Annotated in this window: 17 protein-coding genes; 9 read left to right on the top strand and 8 right to left on the bottom strand. The window is 39.7% G+C overall.

All coding sequences use genetic code 11. The annotated features are described in order from the left end of the window. Window positions 1-111: 111 nt before the first annotated feature. Window positions 112-564, bottom strand: a complete 453-nt coding sequence (locus tag RV13_RS13420; RefSeq protein ID WP_010746953.1) for a DUF2188 domain-containing protein — start codon at window positions 562-564, stop codon at window positions 112-114. Window positions 565-730: 166 nt separating this feature from the next. Between RV13_RS13420 and RV13_RS13415 the strand changes: the two genes are divergently transcribed. Beyond that, window positions 731-2,059 (top strand): FAD-dependent oxidoreductase, encoded by a 1,329-nt coding sequence (locus tag RV13_RS13415; protein WP_010746952.1) that lies wholly within the window; start codon window positions 731-733, stop codon window positions 2,057-2,059. A gap of 40 nt (window positions 2,060-2,099) precedes the next feature. On the opposite strand, the gene RV13_RS21040 is transcribed toward RV13_RS13415, so the two are convergent. Next, window positions 2,100-2,267 (bottom strand): hypothetical protein, encoded by a 168-nt coding sequence (locus tag RV13_RS21040; RefSeq protein ID WP_010746951.1) that lies wholly within the window; start codon window positions 2,265-2,267, stop codon window positions 2,100-2,102. A 136-nt stretch (window positions 2,268-2,403) separates the two neighbouring features. Here RV13_RS21040 and RV13_RS13410 point away from each other — a divergent pair, with 136 nt between their 5' ends. The 3 genes from RV13_RS13410 (at window position 2,404) to RV13_RS13400 (ending at window position 11,665) form a co-directional block, all read left to right on the top strand. Next, a complete protein-coding gene (locus RV13_RS13410; RefSeq protein ID WP_010746950.1) occupies window positions 2,404-3,543 on the top strand; it encodes a glycerate kinase family protein in 1,140 nt (379 codons plus the stop codon). Window positions 3,544-3,967: 424 nt separating this feature from the next. Next, the gene (locus tag RV13_RS13405; RefSeq protein WP_231371726.1) at window positions 3,968-4,678 is read left to right on the top strand and encodes a helix-turn-helix domain-containing protein; all 711 of its coding nucleotides are present in this window, start codon (window positions 3,968-3,970) and stop codon (window positions 4,676-4,678) included. Window positions 4,679-4,765: 87 nt separating this feature from the next. Continuing rightward, the gene (locus RV13_RS13400) at window positions 4,766-11,665 is read left to right on the top strand and encodes a VaFE repeat-containing surface-anchored protein (RefSeq protein ID WP_060789321.1); all 6,900 of its coding nucleotides are present in this window, start codon (window positions 4,766-4,768) and stop codon (window positions 11,663-11,665) included. Between the two features lie 128 nt (window positions 11,666-11,793). On the opposite strand, the gene ypfJ is transcribed toward RV13_RS13400, so the two are convergent. Further along, window positions 11,794-12,690, bottom strand: a complete 897-nt coding sequence (gene ypfJ, locus RV13_RS13395; RefSeq protein WP_010746947.1) for a KPN_02809 family neutral zinc metallopeptidase — start codon at window positions 12,688-12,690, stop codon at window positions 11,794-11,796. A gap of 283 nt (window positions 12,691-12,973) precedes the next feature. On the opposite strand from ypfJ, the gene RV13_RS13390 reads away from it, so the two are divergent. Continuing rightward, complete coding sequence (locus RV13_RS13390) at window positions 12,974-14,323, top strand: CHAP domain-containing protein (protein ID WP_010746946.1); 1,350 nt, start codon at window positions 12,974-12,976, stop codon at window positions 14,321-14,323. A gap of 80 nt (window positions 14,324-14,403) precedes the next feature. Here RV13_RS13390 and RV13_RS13385 read toward each other — a convergent pair whose 3' ends face one another. From RV13_RS13385 to RV13_RS13365, 5 genes are all read right to left on the bottom strand, one after another. After that, window positions 14,404-15,813 (bottom strand): MFS transporter, encoded by a 1,410-nt coding sequence (locus RV13_RS13385; RefSeq protein ID WP_010746945.1) that lies wholly within the window; start codon window positions 15,811-15,813, stop codon window positions 14,404-14,406. A 217-nt stretch (window positions 15,814-16,030) separates the two neighbouring features. After that, window positions 16,031-16,630 (bottom strand): dihydroxyacetone kinase subunit DhaL, encoded by a 600-nt coding sequence (gene dhaL, locus RV13_RS13380; protein ID WP_010746944.1) that lies wholly within the window; start codon window positions 16,628-16,630, stop codon window positions 16,031-16,033. Window positions 16,631-16,654: 24 nt separating this feature from the next. Beyond that, window positions 16,655-17,638: a dihydroxyacetone kinase subunit DhaK gene (gene dhaK, locus RV13_RS13375; protein WP_010746943.1), complete on the bottom strand. Its 984-nt coding sequence runs from the start codon at window positions 17,636-17,638 to the stop codon at window positions 16,655-16,657. Between the two features lies 1 nt (window position 17,639). Then, window positions 17,640-18,038: a dihydroxyacetone kinase phosphoryl donor subunit DhaM gene (gene dhaM, locus RV13_RS13370; RefSeq protein WP_010746942.1), complete on the bottom strand. Its 399-nt coding sequence runs from the start codon at window positions 18,036-18,038 to the stop codon at window positions 17,640-17,642. A 55-nt stretch (window positions 18,039-18,093) separates the two neighbouring features. After that, complete coding sequence (locus tag RV13_RS13365) at window positions 18,094-19,224, bottom strand: glycerol dehydrogenase (protein WP_010746941.1); 1,131 nt, start codon at window positions 19,222-19,224, stop codon at window positions 18,094-18,096. 168 nt (window positions 19,225-19,392) lie between these two features. Between RV13_RS13365 and RV13_RS13360 the strand changes: the two genes are divergently transcribed. The 4 genes from RV13_RS13360 to RV13_RS13345 all read left to right on the top strand — a co-directional run bounded on the left by RV13_RS13360 (window position 19,393) and on the right by RV13_RS13345 (window position 23,592). Continuing rightward, the gene (locus RV13_RS13360) at window positions 19,393-20,409 is read left to right on the top strand and encodes a PocR ligand-binding domain-containing protein (RefSeq protein ID WP_010746940.1); all 1,017 of its coding nucleotides are present in this window, start codon (window positions 19,393-19,395) and stop codon (window positions 20,407-20,409) included. 157 nt (window positions 20,410-20,566) lie between these two features. Then, the gene (locus RV13_RS13355) at window positions 20,567-22,714 is read left to right on the top strand and encodes an ATP-dependent helicase (RefSeq protein WP_010746939.1); all 2,148 of its coding nucleotides are present in this window, start codon (window positions 20,567-20,569) and stop codon (window positions 22,712-22,714) included. Window positions 22,715-22,740: 26 nt separating this feature from the next. Then, window positions 22,741-23,178, top strand: a complete 438-nt coding sequence (locus RV13_RS13350) for a GNAT family N-acetyltransferase (protein WP_010746938.1) — start codon at window positions 22,741-22,743, stop codon at window positions 23,176-23,178. Window positions 23,179-23,205: 27 nt separating this feature from the next. Further along, window positions 23,206-23,592 (top strand): C-GCAxxG-C-C family protein, encoded by a 387-nt coding sequence (locus RV13_RS13345; protein WP_010746937.1) that lies wholly within the window; start codon window positions 23,206-23,208, stop codon window positions 23,590-23,592. The last annotated feature ends 53 nt before the right edge of the window (window positions 23,593-23,645 follow it).

Genomic DNA, 23,645 nt, shown 5'->3' with positions numbered 1-23,645 from the left:
AAAAATGACCAAAAGAATTTTGTGTTTTAAACTTCTAGATATTTAACTTCCACAGTTTAGTTGCCCCCCCCCCATAAAGAAGCTTTTTCAACTTCATACCACTTATTTTAATTATTCCGAATAATCAAAGGTATCCTGCAATTTTCCATCTTGTTTATAGACTTTGACAGATGACTGTTTGTTCTTAGCGATTTCTTTGGCACGGGCGACCGCATCTTCTTTTTTGGAAAAGGTATCGCTGGCTCGACTGGCTTTTTCCGAGATGACAAGCCATTCGTCTTCCTCATATTTTACTTCTACATCAGCGTTCAATAATTTTTTCGCGTTTTTATCGTGTTCGTGGGCATCGTTTTTTTGTGGAGCCTTTGCTTTCTGAAAATCTTTCTTTTCTTCTGCTGAAGCGTCGTCGTACCATTTTTCTGCTTGACTGGTAGCGATTGGGATCGCTCGATCATCGGGGTAACCATCGTCTAACAGTGCATTGGCAATATCAATTGCTTTCTTGCGAACTAAAGGGTCTAAGTTTTTCATTGAAGCTGGGTAGTCCTTCATATTCCAAGGCATAAAAAATTCCTCCTTCAAGATCTTGTTACTACTACCATACTATGGAAGCGATTTGTTTTAAATTGATATGCTTGCTCTGCTCATCTATAGGCTGGAAATTTCACAGAGTAAAAATTAAGTAGTATCCTTCAAGTGTAGTTTTGAATGTCTAATGGAGGTACCAACTATGGAAAAATATAAAAATATCATCGTAGGATTTGGTAAAGGCGGGAAAACATTGGCTAAAACGCTGGCCAGCAGAGGAGAAAGTGTTCTGGTCATTGAAAAATCAAAACGAATGTATGGCGGAACCTGCATCAATATTGGCTGTATCCCCTCAAAATCTATGATATTGAATGGAGAAAAAGGCACGCCGTTTACTGAAGGTGTAGCGAAAAAAGAAGCTTTGACCGCTAAATTGCGCAATAAAAATTATCATATGATTGCTGACGAAGCGACAGGAACGGTAATGGATGGTACAGCGCGTTTTGTTTCCAATCACGTTTTAGAAGTGGAAAACGCAGGGCAAACGGAACGTGTCGAAGGGGAACGCATCTTTATTAATACTGGAGCAACACCGATTATCCTTCCGATTAAGGGACTAAGAGAAAGCAAGTATATGATCGACTCGACTCAAGCGATGGATTTAGAAAGCTTACCTGAAGCATTGGTCATTATTGGTGCTGGTTATATTGGATTAGAATTTGCCTCAATGTTTGCAAATTATGGATCAAAGGTCATCATTTTAGATGCGAAGGAAGAATTTCTAGCTCGGGAAGACGAGGATATCGCTGAACAGATCTATAATGACTTAACTGCGCAAGGAATTGAATTTCACTTGGGGATTTCTGTAGATGAGGTCAAAGATCAAGCGGATCATACAGAAATTACGTATACTGAAAAAGGCCAATCAATGACAATAAAAGCAGATAATATTTTAGCGGCAACAGGTCGTAAGCCGAATATTGAAGGATTAGGTTTAGAAAATACAGATGTAAAGGTAACGGATCGTGATGTTATCATTGTAGATGATTTGTTGCGAACAGATGCGCCGAATGTTTGGGCTATAGGCGATGTTAAGGGCGGCTTGCAATTTACCTATGTGTCACTGGATGACTATCGAATCATCTTGGATCAATTGGACGGGAAAAATACGCGTTCATTGAAGGATCGTACACTTGTACCGTACAGTGTTTTCATTACACCACCTTTATCAAATGTCGGTTTAACTGAAAAAGCAGCGAAAGCGAATGGAACGGAGTACAAGCTGTTCAAGTTCATGTCTGCTGGTGTACCGAAGGCCAACGTACTAGAAGATCCAAAAGGAATGTTCAAGGTTTTAGTAGATCCGAAAACAGATTATATACTAGGTGCAAGTATCTATGCAGAAGAATCACATGAGGTAATCAACCTGATCTCCTTAGCAATGAAAGGAAACTTGCCTTATACAATGCTGCGGGATCAAATATATACGCATCCCACAATGAGTGAAGCGTTGAATGATGTATTAAAATAGACAAAAGGCGTAATCCAAATGGGTTACGCCTTTTTTATAATCAATCTTTTCTGATTTTTGAGATATGCTTGCTGCGACCACCAATATTTTTAGCGAATTGCTCGGATTCTTGCTTGCTTTGGAATATCCAAAGCTTCTCAGGGTCTTTTTCACGGGTGCGCTGACCTTCTTTACCAATGTAACCATGTAGGACTTTGACAACATACATAAGATCACCTGCTTTTTTAGTTTTGCTAATAGTATACGGATTGAGAAATTGAAAGCAATGTTTCTGCTTGCTTGATTCAATAGGCTGCGATGAGGGATACTAGTGATAGATAGTTAAAATACGAGGAGAAAAAATAATGAAAAAAACATTTGTTTTGGCACCAGATTCATTTAAGGAAAGTATGAGCGCCAAAAAAGCTTGTGAAGCGATGGAACGTGGGATCCGCAATGTCTTGCCCAATGCAGAAGTGATCCATGTTCCCATGGCAGATGGTGGGGAAGGAACAGTTGATGCGCTAATTGATGGAAATGGCGGGACAAAAATAGAAGTAGCAGTCTCAGGTCCATTCCCAAAAGAAAAAGTCATGACTTACTATGGCTTATTAGCAGATAAGAAAACCGCAGTAATCGAAATGGCGAAGGCAAATGGTCTAGAATTGCTTATAGAAAAGAAACGCAACCCTTTACTAACGTCAACCTTTGGTACTGGTGAGATGATCAAGGATGCGCTAGATCATGGGGTGGAAAAAATTATCATTGGAATCGGCGGCAGCGCGACAAATGATGGTGGGGCAGGAATGGCGCAGGCTCTAGGTGTTCATTTATTAGACAGTCATGGAAATGAGCTTCCTGCCGGAGGGGGTGCCTTGTCAAAATTATCCAAAATAGATATTACTGATCTGGATCCTCGACTTAAGAAGACCGAAATAATCATTGCCAGCGATGTAACAAATTTGTTAACCGGCCCAAATGGCGCCTCGGTTGTCTTTGGTCCGCAAAAAGGTGCAACACCTGAGATGGTTCAACAGCTAGAGGCAAACCTTACCCATTATGCTAAGATCATTCAAAAGGACTTAAGTATCGCTATTAAAGACCAAATTGGCGGAGGCGCAGCTGGGGGCTTAGGAGCAGGATTAATAGCTTTTGCAGGTGCAAAAATGCAATCAGGAGTGGATCTAATTATTGAGCTGACACATTTAGCTGAAAAGATGGCTCACGCAGATTATGTATTTACAGGTGAAGGAGGAATGGATTTTCAGACAAAATTTGGAAAAACGCCATATGGTGTCGCAAAAGTTGCGAAACAGTACAACAAACCTGTCTTTGCCTGTGCAGGCCATATCGGTGAACAGATTGAAGTGTTATACAAAGAAGGAATAACTGCCATTTTTGGTATTTTGGATAAAGCTGGCTCCTTAGACAATGCCTTGAAGTTAGGGGAAGCCAATTTGGAACGAACAGTAGAAAATATCGTTCGGGTATTATGTGTGAAGTAAATCCCCTCACAATTAAACGGGAAATAAGAAGCATTCTCAAAAAAGAGAGTGCTTTTTTTGATGTGAAAAACATGAATCAAAATATTTTATCAGAAAAGATTTATTTGTAAGAACGAGTGGTTAAAAGTGTGGGTTTTTCTGTTATTTCTTTTTAATTAACTGAATTTTTTTATTGGAGACAAATTGTTTCTTTTATCAGTTATTCATATATATTCCTTAAAATAATAATTTGGACTAAAATATAATCAAATAAAAAATAATATTAAATGATAGTTTGACCTTGAATTAACTATATAATATAATTATTTTATAAAAATACTTCTTATTTTTATAAATGTTAATTTAAAATAATTTCAAAATGCTTATTTTAGTGAATGATTTCAAAAAAATAGTCAATCAAAAATATAGCATAAGAAAGGAGAAAATGATGCAACTATTGATTTTGACGAAGGCGCTTTCGTATGAGGAAGCCTTTGAAAGTCAGCTAAAACAATTAGGAAATGAGGTTTATTGCTCACATAATCTGATTGCAATGCTAAAAGAGGAAACATTCAACAAACAATTTTTATCTCAATTTGACGGAATTATTTTTAGTGAATCATTGTATGACAAAGAAGTAGAGGAATTGGTTCAACAATTACAATATGAACGCTTTAAACTTTTCCGTCGTGTTATTGAAGTAAGTTGTGATGACAGGACGGAATCGATTTTTGATGGCTTGATACCAGTAGATTCCAATCTTGAACGCTTGAGAGAGATTTTGCTGATTGCGGAAATCTCTCGATTAGCTTATCAAAAGGAAGATCGAGCACAGCAGCTTCAGGTTAAACAAAAATTATCTGATTTGAACCTGAAATTGAAACAAAAAGAAATTGTAAATTATTTGATTCAGTCTGGAAATCGAACCGTCTCGAGAGAAGAAATTAGTCGCCAGATTTGGAATAAAGAGGCAAATAAATCTGTTTTAGCAAGTTTGTCAAAAATTGTTTCTAAAGTAAATGAAAAGTTGGAATGCGAATGCGGGCATGTAGCGATTCAAACTGTTTGGGGACAAGGGTATCGCTTAAGCAAAGAATTTTATGACTATTTTGAAGAGGAGCTCTCTGAAAGAAAACCAACGTTAATTGAGAATTAGTAAAGGAGAAACTATTAAGGGGGTGACGCTTAACGGAAAAGAAAGGGAATGATGAAAAGGAGAGAAAAAGAAAGGGAGTGTCAAAGAATGAAAGCAAGAATTAGAAAAATTCTTGGCAAAACGACTCGGATCACGGCAATTATCTTTATGATAGTGTCTACATTTGGAGTCAATGGTTTGTCTATGATTGCTGAAGCAAAAACAGCAGGAGGGAACACTGGGTATGGTCAAAATGCCTATGGCTATATGTTTGAAGGCGGAGTAGGAGATGTGCGAACGATTTCTTATGCAACTGGCGGAAATGAACCGATGGGAAATAAGTTCATGTTTTGTACAGAGTCTGGTAAATATGTAAGTCCATCATCTAATTTTACAAATGCTACTAAGTCAGTAGATTCATCGAATGCAGCAGCAATTGGAGCGTTCATGTATCATGTATTGGTTGCAGCACCAGCACCAAATCATACGAATCATGCGGCGATGTCCTACTTTGTACACACACAGTTAGAATCCTCTACAGCAACTCGAGATGAATTTTTAAAGAGATTCAACTCTCGATTAAATAGTGGTGATGCAGAAGCTGTTGCAGCCAAAAATCAACACGATTCTGTTAGATCAATGGCTGGAGATTATTATGGACCGTATACATTATCACTTAGTTTGTCTGAAATTGCAGGACAAAAGAAAGCGAATATGAATTTATCGCTTAAATCAGCTGCTAATAAGGACATGAAAAATGTAGACCTGAATGGTCTTTTTGGCGGTAAGTTGGAAATGAGTATGACCGGTGGTCAATTTGTGCCTAAGTCAGGCGGAGCAGGTTCTGGGACTATTACTTTAAACAGTATTGCTGAGTTAGACAACTATACAGCGAATCAAGGACCTGCTGGAAACCCATTGAAAATAACGGCGAAGGTGACTAAGCTACCGGGCAGTCAAATGCAGCGCTATGCTTGGGCGAATAGTCAGAATATGATTACTGCGTATACCGCTAATGGAGTAAGTAAAGAAACTTCAGCGGATATCCAATTTAAAGAAGAACAAAAAACGTTTGCACCTATTGGGACGACTGTTTCTAAACAAGATGTACAAATCGGTCAACAATTATCTGACCAAGTAACGATCAGTGTGGAAGGAAATAAAGCTTGGCCGAATATTGTCGATACACAAACACCTGTACCAGCATCATTTGAAATCGATTGGTATTACTCACCGACTGATTATGGAAATCAAAAAATTGATGTGAATAATTTGCCGTCAGATGTAACGAAATTACAACATACGGATACATTCACGGTAAATGCTCCTGGTGTAAGAGATGTCCCTTCGGCAAATGTCGCTGACAAACAAGGGTTCTATTATCCAGTTTTAAAACTAGTTAAGAGCAAGCAGAATACACCGGATGCTTTTGAAAAAGGTTTCCAAGCACAATTCAATGAAGAAAATGAAAAAACAAAAGTAATTGAAAAATTCGCAGTACAAGGAACGACGGTCTCTAAGGTACGCGTCAAAGAAGGCGAAGCGTTAGAAGATGATGTTAGCATCTCATTGGCTGAAGGAAACTGGCCGAATGTACTTGGAACAAATAATAAAGTGCCAGTGAAATTCCAACTTGATTGGTATTATTCGGCTACTGATTATGGAAATCAAAAATTCGATGTGAACAGCTTACCGGGAGATGTTTCTTTTATCGGAAGTGATTCGAAAACAGTTGATGGTCCAGGAAAATACACGGTAACTTCACAGTATAAATCAACAGGGCCAGGTTTTTATTATCCAGTCTTGAAGGTTGTCGTAGCGGATCAAGCAAACCAAGAACATTTCACTAAGGGATTTCAAGCGCCTTTCAATGATGACAATGAAAAAATTACGAACAAATGGCAACCAAAAGTCAAAACGGAAACAACAGTTGCTCAGCTAAGTCCAGAAGGCGGAAAAGTAGCGGATAAATTAACTGTTACCGGGAATAAAGACGGCCATGAAATTACTATTACAAGCAAGTTATTAGGACCTTTCTTAACGAAGCCTGACTTTATTAAAAATGGCAATAACCATGAAGGTGGAAGCCCGCAAATTCCTTCTAACGCAAAAGTTGCTGGTCAGGTTCAAACGAAGATCCAAGGCAATGGTACGGTTACAACACCAGAAATCGAAGTGACTGAAAAGGGCTGGTATGTTTGGGTTGAAGAAATTGCTGAAACAACTTATACCGAACCTTGGTATTCCGATTTTGGTAGTGCAGATGAGTACGTAGTTGTTCCTTGGACACCGAATATTGAGACAACCGTGTCTGAATCCACATCAGAAATTGAGTCACAAGTTTATGATTCGATCACTGTTTTGGATCTGCCTGGGTTATGGGGGCTGCCAACAGATGGAAAAGGTGATACGGATAAATGGGGAATTCAGAATCCTGAATTAGTCGGCAAAGATCGCGATCCTGATAAAAATGGCGAGTATAATTTGCCAGATGGATTTGGTAAAGGGGAAGACAAGGCTCTTGAAGCGACCTTCACAATGTATTACAGCCCATCCAAACCACTTCGCGGCAGCGTTCCTGCGAATGCGGAAGTATTTGATGTAGTAAAGGCACCATTATTACAAGGAACATTGCGAACGACTGAGTTTAAACCATTTGATAAAGCTGGATGGTACACGATTGTAGTATCTGGTGGTTCAGATGAGGGACGTTTAGCCAAATTTGAAACAGAGTATGGCGTACCGTCAGAAACCGTTCACGTTCCACAAGGACAAGAGGAAGAATATTATACACAGGTAAATGAAGAGTATACGTTTGTCGGCAAACCAGTCTACGATACGCTGCATGTCAACAAATCTTTGAAGAGCGATGATGCCGAAGTAACCTTTACCTTGTATAAATATAGTGATAAAGTAAATGACTTTAATTATTCAAATGCAAAAGAAATAACAAAATCTTCTAAAGGTATGCCGATTAAGAAATACGGTGAGTACAAGTCAAACACCGGGGGATACGGATTAGAAGACTTGAGAATTTCTGAGCCGGGAACCTATGGATGGGTAGCGAAAGTTATCGATACTAAAACCAACAAAGTGCTTTATGAAGGTGAACACGGCGATGGCGGTGAGGTATTTAATGTAGAGAAATTGAATATCCACACGAAAGCTTCCAGCAATGATATTTATCTTGGAGAGCCAATCTACGATACGATCATTCTAGAAAATACAGTTCCAGATGGCTATTACGTGATTGTTGACCTGTACAAATTCTCTGATAAAATCAATGACTTTGCTAATGCGGAAAGCGCAACGGATAAAGATATTGTCTGGACGTCAGATAAAATCAAAGTCAGCAGCTCTGGCGAATACAAATCAGGAACGTTTACACCTAAAGAAGTCGGTTCTTATGGTTACGTTGAGAAATTGTACGACGAAAAAGGCAACTTAGTTCACACTGGTAAAAAAGGTGAAGAAACTGAAAATGTCGTTGTCAGACCAAAAATTAAGATCGGAACAAGTGCTAAAGACAAAGACTCAGGAATCAATGAAGGAAATGCGGTAGACGAAAATAGTCAACCAAAAGAAGAAGTAACGATCGTTGATACTGTTTCTTACAAAGATTTAGTGGTAGGTCGCGAATATACCGTCAAGGGTGTATTGATGGACAAAGCAACAGGTCAAGCATTCGTTGATTCTGATGGTAAGAAAGTAATCGCTGAAAAAACCTTTAAAGCTGATAAAGAAAACGGCACGATCGATTTAGAATTTGTCGTGAAGAAAACAGATATGCGCGGCAAGACCGTTGTTGTTTTTGAAAAACTTTACGAAGGTGAAAAAGAAGTTGCGGTTCACGAAGAGATCACGGATGAAAATCAAACAGTGAATTATCCTGAATTAGAGACCAATGCTACAGACGGAGATACCGGTACGAATGAGGGAAATGCGGCAGAGGAAGTAACGATCATCGATAAAGTGAGCTATAAGAACTTGATTATTGGCCGTGAATATACTGTCAAAGGTGTATTGATGGACAAAGAAACTGGCCTACCATTCTTAACAGCTGAAGGCAAAGAGGTACATGCGGAAAAGAAATTTACTGCTGAAAAGAAAAATGGCACGATTGAATTAGAGTTTGTGGTAACTAAAGGAGATCTTGCCGGTAAAACGATTGTTGTATTTGAAAAACTTTATAACAAGGATAAAGAAGTAGGCTCCCATACTGACATAGAAGACGATGACCAAACCGTTTACTATCCTAATGTCGGTACGAAAGCCGCTGAGTCAAGTATACACGGAGATACGGTCATTATCGAGGATAATGTTTCATATGAGAACTTGATTCCTGGGAAACAGTACAAAGTTGAAGGTGTTTTGATGGACAAAGAAACTGGTAAAGCTTTCTTAGTTGATAAGAAAGAAGTCACTGGTTCTGCGATGTTCAACGCATCTGATACCGGTAATGGTACAGTCAAAGTGAAATTTACTTTTGATCGAAGTGCTTTGAAAGATAACAAGGAACTGGTTGTCTTTGAACGCGTGTATGGATCAACTGGCAAAGTTGTTGGTACTCATGAGGATATTGATGACGAAGACCAGACGGTTGAAGTAAAACCAGATGTTGAGATCAAAACTTCGGCAAAAGATGAAGAAACTGACATGAACGAAGGTTTAGCAAAAGAAGAAGTGAAGATTATTGATACGGTTTCGTATAAAAACTTGAATGTTGGCCAAGAATACACGGTCAAAGGTGTCCTGATGGATAAAGCGACTGGCAAACCTTTCTTGACGAAAGATGGTAATGAAGTACATGCGGAACGGGATTTTGTTGCTCAAACTCAGAATGGCACGATTGATTTAGAGTTTATTGTAACGAAAGGTGATTTAGCAGGTAAGACCGTTGTCGTCTTTGAAACGTTATATGTTGAAGACAAGGAAGTGGGCTCTCACACGGATATTAATGACAAAGATCAATCAGTCAACTATCCAGAAGTGGGAACAAAAGCTTCTGAAACGAGCGTTCATGGAGAGACTGTTGTCCTAAAAGACCTGGTTTCTTATGATAATTTGATTCCTGGAAAAGAATATCAAGTAACAGGCGTGCTGATGGATAAAACAACTGGAGAAGCCTTTAAAGTTGACGGAAAAGAAGTGACTGGTAAGACGGACTTCACAGCAAACAAAAAAGGAACAGGCACGGTTGAAGTTGAGTTTACATTTGATCGTAAAGCCTTAGAAGATCCTAAAAATCTAGTGGTCTTTGAAAAACTATATAACGTTGAAGGCAAGCTTGTTGGTCTGCATGAAGATATCGAAGACAAAGATCAGACTGTAGAAGTCAAACCAGAGATTGAAGTAAAAACAGACGCCATCGATAAAGATACAGAGATGGATGAAGGATTAGCCAATGAACGGGTAACGATCGTAGATAGAGTGTCATATAAACATTTGATCGTCGGTAAAAATTACACGGTCAAAGGAACATTGATGGATAAAGCGACAGGTAAGCCATTCTTGACTCGTGACGGAGAAGAAGTCCACGCTGAGAAGACCTTCAAGGCGGAAACACCTGATGGCACCATCAATTTAGAATTCTTTATTAAACGTGGCGACCTCGCTGGTAAGACAGTGGTGGTTTTTGAAACACTTTATCACGATGAAAAAGAGGTAGCCGCTCATACGGATATTGAAGATGAAGCACAAACTGTGTCTTATCCAAAAGTCGGAACTAAAGCTTCTGAAACCACTGGATCAACGGATAAAGAAGTGATCATTAAAGATATCGTATCTTATGAAAACTTAGTTCCAGGCAAAGAATACACGGTTACTGGTACGTTGATGGATAAAGAAACAGGAAAAGCCTTCAAGGCGGGAGAGGAAGAAGTAACGAGCAAGGCAACCTTTATCGCTTCAGAATCCGGAAGCGGAACGGTGGAAGTTACTTTCCAATTTGACCGCAAGTATTTAACCGAAGATACTGTATTGGTGGTCTTCGAGAAATTGTTTAATACTGAGGGCAAACTGGTTGGATTGCATGAGGATATCGAAGATGAAGATCAGACAGTCCGGCAGCCGCAAGTTTCAACTAAAGCAAAAGATAAAGATTCAGGTACAAACGAAGGCTTTGCTGATGACGAAGTAACAGTCGTTGATGAAGTCAGCTACAAGAACTTGATCGTAGGCAAGGAATACACGGTCAAAGGCGTCTTGATGGACAAAGCGACGAACAAGCCATTCTTAACCCGCGATGGCAATGAGGTTCATGCTGAGAAGACCTTCAAAGCGACTAAGCGTGATGGTACCATCGAATTGGAATTCAAGATCACGAAGGGCGATCTGGCTGGTAAAACTGTTGTTGTCTTTGAGACGTTGTATCAAGAAGATAGAGAAGTAGCTGCTCATACCGATATTGAAGATAAAGATCAATCAGTAAATTATCCGAAAGTTGGAACACAAGCGGCTGAAATCAGTAAAGATAGTGATGAAGATGTCGTCATTAAGGATATAGTTTTTTATGAAAATCTAGTTCCGGGAGAAAGCTACACTGTGCGTGGCAAACTGATGTTGAAAAATTCAGCTGAACCATTCACTGTAATGGGACGCGAAATTGAGAGTCAGACAACGTTTGTAGCTAGCGATACTGGTAGCGGAACTGTTGAAATGAGCTTTACTTTCCGTCGTAGTATACTTTCAGATGATTTGACACTTGTTGCTTTTGAAAAATTATTTGATACGAAGGGTAATCTGATTGGTGCTCATGAGGATATCAATGATGAAGCTCAAACGGTAACAGTGAAGAAAACAAATCCTGAGCTGCCTTCGACAAAAGGTGATATTTTCAACAACGGCAGCGGCCTCGATGTGTCGTATGGGGGAGGAGATTCTTCATACAGCAGCGGTGGAAGTTTGCCGCAAACAGGGGAGCAAGTGTTGAAAGTCTTGCCTTATATCGGATTAGTAATTGTCATTTTGGCAGGGGCACTCTACTTTTATCGGAAAAAGAAAGCATAATTCTGTAGTACTGTAGTACGTAAGTTATTCCAAACGAAAATGCCCTCTCAAAACTAATTTTTGAGAGGGCATTTTTTTCATATAGAAAAAAGTAACTTGATTCGTATAATAATGAATACGCTCTAAATTTATGCGGCTGTTAATAAATCTAGGTTCTTTTCATTAAATGTATCGCCATGTTCTAAGTCACCGTATTTGAACCCACGCTTGAACCAATCCGTGCGCTGTTGGCTAGTGCCGTGGGTAAAACTATCTGGAACGACATATCCTTGGTATTCTTTTTGCAGCGTGTCGTCACCAATCGCATTTGCCGCAGTGATTGCTTCCTCAATGTCGCCTTCTTCTAGAATCGGCTGTTCTTGATAGGTTTCTCCAGCGAGATATTTTGAAAAACATCCTGCTAAATAGTCAGCCTGTAATTCTAGACGTACACTATATTTATTGTATTCAGTTTCTGAAACCCGTTTTCGAATTTTCTCAAGTTGATCTGTTATTCCCAACTCATTTTGTACATGATGTCCGACTTCATGGGCGATCACGTAAGCCATTGCGTAGTCACCTGTTGCGCCGTATTTACTGGATAACTCATCAGCAAAACTTAAATCTAAGTAAACGTTTTGATCGGCAGGGCAATAAAAGGGTCCGACCTGTGAGCTTGCTTGTCCACAGGCTGAGTTCACGCTATCAGTAAATAGCACGAGTTTTGGATTTTGATAGGGCTTGTCCAACTGTTCAAACTCGCTGTCCCAATAATCCTCTAAATGTGCAAAGACGACTGCGGCAAATTCTTTTTGCTCCGTGTATTCTTTTGAAGAAACATTTTCAGTTTTATAAGTTGCCGCAGTGATACCACCGCCTAAAGTATCGGTGACTGTCCCTAAATCTCCTCCAGAAATGAAAAAAACAATAATAGCAATCAAAAATACACCAATACCGCCACCAGCCGCTATTTTTCCGGTAGGCCGGTTGTTACTTCCTGAACGATCTTCCACATTTGAGCTTTGTCGATCTCCTCGCCAGCGCATACTATTCCCCCTCTTTCTTTTAATTCCATTTTAGCTAAAAAGAGAAATAGCACCAAAGAATAGGCTTAATAATGCGTAGTATTTTTCTTTGTTTTCTTTCTGAAAGAGACATAAATAGTGAGAGCAAAGGGTTTTCTCTTTCTTAATTTAAAAACTTTAAGAATAATATTGAAATATATTTGTAACATTACTTTTATCTGCGTGATATATCACTATGTTAGAATTACTTCTGACGTTATGCGATCATTCATTTAAATCAACATAATAGCCGGAGGAATAATTAGTGAAAAAGAGTATATTATCAGCATTGTTGGTGTGTACAATTGCTGTCTCAGCAGTGCCAAGTATTGCACTAGCAGATAATTATGATCAACAAATTCAAGAAAAAGACCAAAAGATTAGTGATTTACAAGGGAAACAATCCGATGTTCAAACGCAAATTGATGGATTAACAAGTGAAATCGCAACAGTTAGTGGAAAAGTTAAAGACTTAGAAGCGAAACAAGATCAATTAAATAAAGATACAATGAAGTTACAAGAAAAAATTGCTACTTTGAAAGTACGTATCGCAAAACGTAATGAAGTAATCAAGAACCAAGCCCGTGATACACAGGTGAAGGGGCAGGCTTCTAGCTATGTTTCTGCTGTTTTAGAAGCAGATTCATTATCAGACGTAATCGGCCGTGTTCAAGCAATGTCAACGATGGTTAAAGCAAACCATTCATTGATGGAGCAACAAAAAGCTGATGAAAAAGCGGTAGAAGAAAAAGTTAAAGATAATGAAACAAAAGTTGCTGAAATTCAAGCAAACCAAAAAGAATTAGAAACACAAAAAAATGAAATTGCCAACAAACAAGCTGAATTGAATGTTGTGAAAGCGAACTATGCTGCGGAACAAGCAACCGCTGAACAAGATAAAGCGAAATTGAAGAAAGAACAAGAAGAAGCAAAAGCAGAGCAAGCACGTGTCTTGAAAGAACAGCAAGAAGCTGCAAAAGCACAAAAAGCTGAACAAGAACGTCAAGCCAAAGAAGCTGCAAAAGCACAAAAAGCGTTTGAAGAGTCTCAAGCAAAGGCTGCTGCTGAACAAGCGAAAGAAACAGCGGAAAGTTCAACAGCATCTTCTACTGAAGCTTCATCAAGTGCGAGTGAAGAAAGCTCAACGTCATCTTCTTCAACACAAGAAACAACTACTAGCACGACTGAGGATACAAAAGATTCAACATCAGCACCGACTCCTGCACCAACAGCAAGTACTGGCGGCAGTAAAGTCGATCATACTGGTTCAGGTAATATGTATGCAGTAGGTCAATGTACTTGGTACGTTAAAAATGTTGCACCTTGGGCTGGAACATACTGGGGTAATGGATGTCAATGGGGTGCTTCAGCAGCTGCTGATGGCTTCCAAGTAGATGGTACGCCTGCAGCTGGATCAATCGTGGTCTTTGCTCAAGGGCAATCCGTTGGAACATGGAATGCGGATCCTTCATACGGGCACGTTGCTTATGTTCAATCATACAATGCTTCAAATAATACAATCACTATTACTCAAGGCGGTATGGGCTTCCCAACACCGACTGGACCAAACACTGCGACATTAAGCGCAGCTGGTTTACAATATATTCACCCATAAGAACAAGCAAAAGAGTTTCCGAAAAATCGGAAACTCTTTTTTTGAGGTAAAATTTGGTTAAAAAACCAGCTGATTTGCAATTATTTTTTCCGATTACTCCTGATTGCGTAGATAGATAACAATAGGCAAAGGATCGCTAGAGCAGCCATAACCCAAAAGACATTGTGAAAGGCTTGGACAAAATGACTGCCTAAAGCTGGTGAGATGTAGCGAACATTCGGTAATTGTGCAAATAAAACAGCCGAAGCAATGCTGATTCCAAGACTCATACCGATTGTTCTAAAAAAAGAGGTCAATGAGCCTGCGACACCAGTAAACTGTTTGTCAACAAAGGACATCGCTAATGAGTTATTCGGAGATAGAAAAATACCCATTCCGATTCCATTTAAGAGAATGGGGAATAAAACGAGCAGCCAATTTAGTTTTAAGGGATAAAAGGTGTAGCCGATTTGAGAAAGAATCAAAATGCTGATTCCTGTAATAATCAGTTTGCTGGAACCAATTCTATCTGAGAGCCGCCCAGCAATTGGGGCGATTATCAGCATAACAACGGATTGTAAAACCATTACCAGACCGCTGATCATTGGATCAATTCGGTGGAAACTTTGAAGATAGAAAGGCAATAAGATATTGGAAGCGACATTGGTTAGCATCGCTAAAAACAGCGCAAACATCGATAACATAAATCGTTTGTTTCGTAGGACATTTGGTGAAATCCAAGGATTTTTACTATGATCGTCCTGAATAAAGGAATAGATGGTTAGACCAGCACCAATAAAAAATGCGAGACTTCCTACTAAATAGCGAGCATTCGCACTTTGAAAGAAAAGGCTTGAAAGAGATAGGGTGATAATTCCTACAGAGAAAATTCCCTGCCCTAGCCAATTGGCTTCTTTTAAGGGCTGTTCAATTGTGCCTCTAGTCAGCTTTGGAAAAGTAAAGACGCGATAGCCGATAAAGGTAAAAATCAAACCTAATGGGACATTGATTAAATAGATCCAGCGCCAAGAAAATGCCGATAGTAGAACACCACCTAAGGCAGGGCCTGAAATCGCACCGACTGAAATAAACATGGAGATAATCGCCAAAGCAGTTCCCCGTTTTTCAGGGGTCGAATACTCTGTGGTTAGCCCAATAGAGTTCGCCATGATCATGGCTGAGCCGATTGCTTGGACGATACGCCCGAATAAAAGAACGGTAAAACTTGGTGATAGACCGTTAATGAGTGATCCGGCTGTAAACAATATGCCGCCGACGAGAAAAATTAGTTCTTTCGAAAGAATGTCCCCCAAATGTCCAAAAGCCACCAATAAGATCGTCGTGGTGATTAAACCGATTTGCACGATCCATGTGGCTTCGTTATTTGTAATTGCCAAGGCATGACTGATTGTTGGCAAGGCTAAGTTTGTACTTTCACCTGATAGAGAGGTGATAAAAGAAAATAGTCCTAAAATTATAATAGACCTACTGAGTGTTTTCTGTTTTTCCATAGTATTCGCTCCTAAAATGAAGAGATATAATTCCCACTCATTATAGTGACTATCGAAAAAAATTACGACAATAGTGTATTTTTAGTTGTATCAAGAGGCTATGAAATGGACTTTACAGTAGAAGAGATTACCCGTATGAAGCTCTCGAAGAAACCATTATGGAGAAGATGGCTTAAAAAGAGAAAATGCTCAGCGAGAAACCGCCGAGCATTTATCATCAGTTCAAGTAGGGGAGGAGACTTTGGAAGAGGATCGCGCTAGAGGCCGCCCCGGGATCAATGTGTCCAATGGAGCGTTCTCCTAAATAGGAAGCACGGCCTTTTTTTGCTTGCATATCTTTTGTCTTTTCTTTAGCGGCTTCGATACTATCAGAAGATAATTCAGTGTTTTTCAGATCATCAATCACTGTTTGCCAAACATCTACCATGGTTTTGTCGCCTGGAACGGCTTTTCCGCGAGCTTGAATTCCTTGTAATCCTGCTTCTAAGAGCTCGGCAAGTTCTTGTTTATTAGTGATTTCAGTAAGATTGTTCGTTTCTTTTGTCAAATTCATAAAGGCTGAACCGTATAAGGGTCCTGAAGCTCCACCAACTTTTGAGATGAGTGCCATAGACAGAATCTTGAAGGTATCACTAATTGTCTGAGGTTGTTTTTCTTTAACTACTTTAGCATATTCAGTCATTCCGCGATCCATGTTATTCCCGTGATCGCCATCACCAATGGGCGTATCTAACTCACTCAAATAAGCTTTATTTTCTGCAATCGCTTGTTCAAAATCAGACAACCAAGCTTGAATTTCTTTTACTGTTATATTCATTTTCCTTACTCCTTACATGTAAAATTACCAAGAAATTGTTGAAACTGGAGCTGTCAATGCTTTTTGCCAGTCTGTATTTGTTAAATCAATAAATGTTAAGGAAAGTCCCTGCATGTCAATCGAGGTCATGTAATTCCCGACTTTATGGAAGCTGACCTGTATCTTTTCTTTTTTCAGTAAATCTGAAACATCGTTAATAAAAATGAATTGCTCCATCAAGGGGGTTCCACCCATTCCATTGACTAAAACTCCAATTTCATTTGGCTTCTTGTCATAGGAGGAGATCAATTTCCCGACTAATTCTTCTGCTAATTTCTTTGAAGGCTGCAATTTTTCTCGACGATATCCTGGTTCGCCGTGAATACCAACGCCGAATTCGATTTCATCTTCTGCTAATAAAAAGCCCGGTTTTCCGACTTCAGGAACAGTCGCGGCTTTTAGTGCGACGCCAATCGTTTTGGTTGCTGCCACAACCTGATCCCCTAATTTTTTTAATGTGGGTAAATCAGCGCCATGTTTTGCGGCATGGCCCAGTATTTTATGAACCAAAATAGTTCCAGCGACTCCTCGTTTTCCGGCAGTATACGTACTGTCTTCTACAGCAATGTCATCATCCACTACGACGATCTCCACAGCGATATCGTTCATCTCTGCGATTTCCTTCGCCATTTCAAAATTCAAAATATCACCGGTATAGTTTTTAACAACCAATAGGACACCTTGCCCATTATTTGCTTCTTCAATGGCAAGTTCAATTTGATCAGGAGTGGGTGAGGTAAATACATCACCAAGAACAGCTGCACTTAGCATGCCATCACCAACAAATCCTGCATGAGCAGGTTCGTGACCGCTGCCTCCTCCTGAGACGATTCCTACATACGAGGAAGTCGTATTTCTAGCTATAACTCGCGAATCCGCCACCCGATGAACAATCATTGGATAGCTAGTCACGATTCCAGATAGCATTTCTTCGATGATATCTCTTGGTTCATTCATAATTTTTTTCATCTTAGCTCCATCCCTTCTTAGGTGCATTTTTTGCTTCTGTTAGAATGTGCTCAAGGTCATCGGAGACACTAGCAGTAATTCCAGCAGCGAAGGCACCCTCCACTAAAGGAGCATCAACTAATACATATTTTTTTTGCTGCTCTGCTTCCAACATATCAAAAGCCAATTCAGCACTTAGGACAGCACTTCCTAGATCGGCAAAGACAAAGAAGGTATCGACTGAATCGTTTTTATCGATGGCTTCAACGATTTTGGTAGGATCACTGCCTAGTTCGTTATCAGCGGTTCCACCTAAAGAAAAGATCTGAAGGGAATCACTTTGAGCCATTTGTTCGATCATGTCTTTCACGCCATCTGTAATCTTTTTACTATGTGAAACTAAGAGAATTGCTTTTTTCATAGAATTACTCCTTATTTTAAATAGATTTAAAAGTTCTCGAATAATTAAAGCTCAATCAGTGCGAATCTTTGTAGGCCTGTCCAATGCGATCAGCGACGATGATCGCGTTTGCGACTTCTTCCACCACAATTGAGAATGGCATAGAATGAATCGATTCCTCTGGAATTGAAGCGATTTTTGCGACTTCTAAGGCTTCTTCAAAGGTGATCGAAGGAACACCCAGATCAGCTAATGTGAGAGGTAAACCAATTGCTGCCATGAAGTCCAACACCGCATGAAGTTCTGCTGTTTCCGCATCTTCTAATACAAGTTGAGCTAGAGTTGCAAAAGCAACTTTTTCTCCATGAAGATAATGGTGTGTTCCGGGAAGTACGGTCATTCCATTGTGGATAGCATGCGCTGCAGCCAAACCGCCACTTTCAAAACCTAAGCCTGAAAGTAAGATATTGGTTTCAACGATTTTATTTAACGACTCTGTGACCACGTTAGCATCACAGGCAATTTTTGCGTTCAAACCGTCTTCCTGTAAGTGTTCCCAGCAAAGTTTTGCCATGGCCAGTGCTGCGTAGGTCCCACTTGCTGGTGGCGTTGATCCATCTAGAGACCCCATTGGCAAGCTTGCGTTTACCCGTGAATAAGAATTGTGTGTAGCGCGTGCTTCAAAATACGTTGATAACGCATCTCCCATACCAGCAACAAGGAAACGAGTCGGTGCTTTAGCAATCACTTTTGTATCTACTAGGACAACACTTGGACTTTGTTTGAAATACGCGTAATCATCAAATGACCCGTCTGCGTGGTAGAGCACTGCTGAATGTGAAGTCGGTGCGTCCTGCGCAGCAATTGTAGGAACAATAATTAAACGTTCGCCTTCCGCTACGACTTTTGAAGCATCGATCGCCTTTCCCCCGCCTAAACCAATGATGCAATCTGTTTGTTTTTCCTTAGCGATTGCTTGGAGACGTTTGGTTTCTTCTCGAGTAACTTCCCCATTGAATCCGCCTTCAATAAATGAAACATTGAATTTGTTGGCTGTGGAATCAAGCTGTGGACGGATCCGCTCAACGTCATCGGGATTGGCAATCAACAGGGCAGATTTTCCGAATGTTTTGACAAAATAACCTAAGTTTAATAGTTCGTCTTCTCCTTGAACATATTTTGTTGGTAAGATAAGTGCTTTTCTCATGATGAATCCTCCTTTGTTTTGTTTACACGTTAATCATAAAGCGTTATCATAAAATAATCATTGAACTGTGTTACCGCTTTCTTTCACAAAAACATTGAACTATTTTATGAAATGGGAAAATTTTGCTATTTTGCTCGGAAGTTCTATAATAAATTTAGAGGTGATCCTGTGAACAACACACAATTTGATATTGAACAAGTACTGGATCTGAATAAATGGGAAGCTGTTCAGGAAAGTATTGCAATAGCGACGCATTTAGCCATTATATTGGTGGACTATCGAGGAAGACCTGTAACAAAGCATAGTCAGGTTCAGCCTTTTTGTCAGCTAGTCCGTAATCATCCGGAGCTTTCTGTTTATTGTGAAAAGTGTGATTCTCGCGGGGGACTTGAGGCTGTAAGAACAGGGCAGCCCTTTATCTATCGGTGCCATTTCGATATCGTCGACATGGCGATTCCTATTATGATAGATAATCGTTATGTAGGAGCTATCATGGCGGGAGAAATCCTGTTAGAAGAGGAGCAGGAGGATTTAGAGCAGGTGCTGCAGGTAGAGGATCAAACTTTCCTAAATACATTTAAAAAAGAGCATCATTTTTTGATCGATCAATACCCGCGTTTCACTAAAGAAGACTTAAAGAAATCGGCAGAGATGCTGGAAAAGATCAGTGAATACATTGTGTCTGAGGCGATAAAAAAGGACTATTTAATCAAAGCCTATCGACAAACATTGCGGCTATCTAAGCGGAAAGATCCCGTTGATGAGCAATCATTGGACTTAGAATTTGTTCAGCAAGATATTCAACATTCGAAATTAGAAAATCGTCTGCAGGATTCAACAGGAGTTTATTTAGCTAAAAATCCATTATTACAGCCTGCGATTGATTTAGTCTTTGAGAATAAGGCGAATCATGTGGACCTGAAAACGTTAGCCGAGGTAAGTAATCTTTCGCCAAGCTATCTAAGCCGTTTATTAAAAGAAGAGTTTGGAGAACCGTTTAGCAAAATTTATGGGAAGCTAAAAGTTTATTGGGCACAACAATTGTTAGAGACAACGGATTGGCCGATTGCTGAAATCAGTGATGCACTTGGCTATATTGAGCCTAGTTATTTTGTTCGCAGCTTCAAAAAAATTACAGGAATCACGCCATTGAAATATAGAAAAGATCAGCAAAGGCTGAAATAAGATAAATGGAGCTAATCAAAAGTGATTGTAGAAAAGAGCACTGCTTTTTTTCTGCAATCACTTTTTTGGTGCTTTGGTGGTGTTCGCTATTAAATTCCTACGATTCAGTTATAATAAACAAGTATGATTTTTTTACATAGAAGGGAACCAAGGATACATGTTCACAAAGCTTTCAAATTACATAAAATCAGATTTAATCGAAGCAGAACGAGATACGCTGGATGATAAAGATACTTTGCAGCAATTAATTGCGCAGAATAATGGTCATTCTTTTAGTGAAGATCAATTAGCGGCGATTCGTTTTCCAATGCAGACGCATTTACGGATCATCGCTGGTGCAGGAAGCGGCAAGACTCAAACAATTTGTGCCAAAGCGGCTTATTTAGTATTAGAAAAATCAGTAGATCCAAAGGCAATCATGATGTGTACTTTTTCGCGTAAGGCAAAGTTAGAGATGGAAGCGCGGGTCAATCATTATTTAGGCGGTTTTGCCCGTGTCAAAGTACAAACATTTCATGGCTGGTTCAACGCGGAGTACAATGAGTTGCTGCGGAAGAATCCCGACCTGAAACAGTGGGGGATTGAAGGGCAAATCAATGAAGATCAATATTATCAAGTGGTGAATCACTTAATAAAGAAATATCGTTTATACAATTTTGACAAGCTTGAAGATCGAACGATTGCCTCTCGCATTAGTTATTGGCGAAACATGGGATATTCGGATCAGGAGATGGTTGGATTCGTCGCCAAGTATTTTGATGGGCAGGAGCTTCTTCTGAATCAAAAATTAAGTGAAGTTTTTCAGCAGTTTTTAACTGAGCTGGCGTTGACAAAAAAGACACAGCACTTTATTACTTTTGACGATATGCTGTTTAATCTGAAATTGATTTTAGAAAACGACAGAACAGCCCAGCAAACGCTGCAGGAGAAATACCGTTACATTTTTATTGATGAGTTTCAGGATATCAACCCGTTACAAAAACAGATTGTAGCATTGATCTGTCCGCCAGATAAGGAAGTCATGCAGAAAAATTCCAGTAAGTTGATTATTGTTGGGGATGATGACCAAAGTATTTACTACTTTCGCGGGGCAGAGCCGAGTTATATTAAAGATTTTGAACAAGAGCACAAACAAACGTCTCTGAAATTAATGACTAACTATCGTTCAGATGCACCGATCGTAGAAGCTGGCAATCGTTTGATTCGTTTTAATGCCCATGATCGATTAGAAAAAACGATGACCGCTAGTAAAAAAACGATTGCTCATGATTGTTATGGCATTGGTTTTCCTGATGATGAGGATGAGGCCGCTTGGATCGGACAAAAAATACAGAAGTTAGCAAATGAAGCCCCGCTGAAGGATGGTAGCCCTGATTATCGTGATACGATGGTCTTGTATCCGACACGGGTACAGCTGCGTTCTCTGTTGAAACAATTAAAAAAATACAAGGTCCCTTTTGTTACACCGTCTAACGATGACTTGTTGGGGATTTTTGGATTGCCATTGTTTAAGACGCTCTTTCAGCAATTAGAAATGTTGGCCTCGGCGACAGCAATCCAACAAAAAAATGATGCACTGAAGAAAATCATTCAGCAATATGCCTTTTTTCATTTCATCAAATTTAATTCTAGTGCAAAATTTAGCGACGAACTGTTTAGTAAAAACAAGTTTAAGATTAATGATCTAGTCGCTTTTTTAGTCAGTGAACGAAATCTTTCTCCGTCATCGCAAGATCATGCAAAAGTGTTTTTTAAGGAAATGTACTTTTTTTATCAACAGGGCAGGCTAAATCTTACGGCATTAGCAGATGCGTTGCTGGCAACACCCAAATTCAAAAAGGATTTGAGTGAAGAAGAGGCGGATTGGTTGCATAAAGAGTTGTCTGCAGCAGGAGATTGGCCAGGGCTTCTAGAAGCTTTTCAACAGGCTAGTCAGCAAAACGAAGGCATGAAAAAAAGACTGCGTGTCTATGATCAGGAAAAATTAAATGCCGTTTATTTACTGTCGATCCATGCCAGTAAAGGCTTAGGCAAGAAAAACATCTTTATTAAAGGTGTTTATCAAGACGCGTTACCAAACCATCACACAGTAAAGAAAGCCGACTGTGATTTGCAAAAGGCAAGAGAGGAAGGCGCTCCACCGACAACGTTAGAGGAGCAACGCCGATTGATGTATGTGGCTATTACACGTGCAAAGGAAAATCTTTATGTTACCTATCCAAAAACTGTCAACAATAAAACCATTGAACCCTCGCCGTTTTTAAAAGAAGCAGGATTGCCACTCAAAGAGTATCGAAAAAAATAGTATAATAGATGGAAACAGGAGGCATTATGGCAGACTTGAGATTAGAAATAGGCAGTGCAAATTATCTGCGAGCAGCCAGCAGTTATGTTCGAATGCAGGTTTTCATTTTGGAAAGAAACCTGTCACTGGCGGATGAGTTTGATCGGAATGATACATTAGCTACTATCTATAGTGTCCTCTTTGATGGAAGCCGACCCGTCGCAACTGCTCGCTTGTTAACGGAAGCTAAGGATGTAGCACGGATTGGCCGTGTAGCGACGATTGCCGAATATCGCGGCAACCATTTAGGTAGTCAAGTGGTCAAAGCATTAGAAAAAGCAGCTAAACAGAAGCGCTACAATCAGATTTTGATTCACGGAGAATTGTCAGCCGCAGCCTTTTATGAGAGTTTAGGATATCTAAAAAGAGGCGAGCCATACGAAGAGGATGGCGTATCTTGTATTACATTAGTAAAAATGATTTAAGTCAGTAAATCGAAAGGATGGAGGGACATGGATCACGAAGAGCAAGCAATGACTTATTTTCAAGCGGGTCGCAACTGTTGTCAGGCAGTCGTCGGTGCTTATTGCCAGGAAATCGGGCTCGAGTTGGACAGGGTAAATGAACTGGCGAGTCACTATGGCGGCGGTAATTATCAGGGGTTATGTGGAGCATTAGCCGGCACGTATATGGTCGCAAATTTTTTAAAAGGAACACCGGAAATGATTGATCCAGCAAAGTGTAAAAATGATGCAGCTGGAAAGTTTGTCGTTGAAATGACACAAGAGTTTCAACAAACATGCGGCTCGCTTTATTGCACGAAGCTGCTTGGAAAAAGACCCTGTTACGAGTATGTCCGTACTGCTGTGAAGCTTCTCGAAGACAATCTAAATGAATAAAAGGGAATATGGATCAGTTAACAGAAGCGTTGGCTGATCTTCTTTATTCAGAA

Source organism: Enterococcus raffinosus (assembly GCF_001886185.1).
GTDB lineage: Bacteria > Bacillota > Bacilli > Lactobacillales > Enterococcaceae > Enterococcus_A > Enterococcus_A raffinosus.
This window is presented reverse-complemented; position numbering and strand designations above follow the sequence as displayed.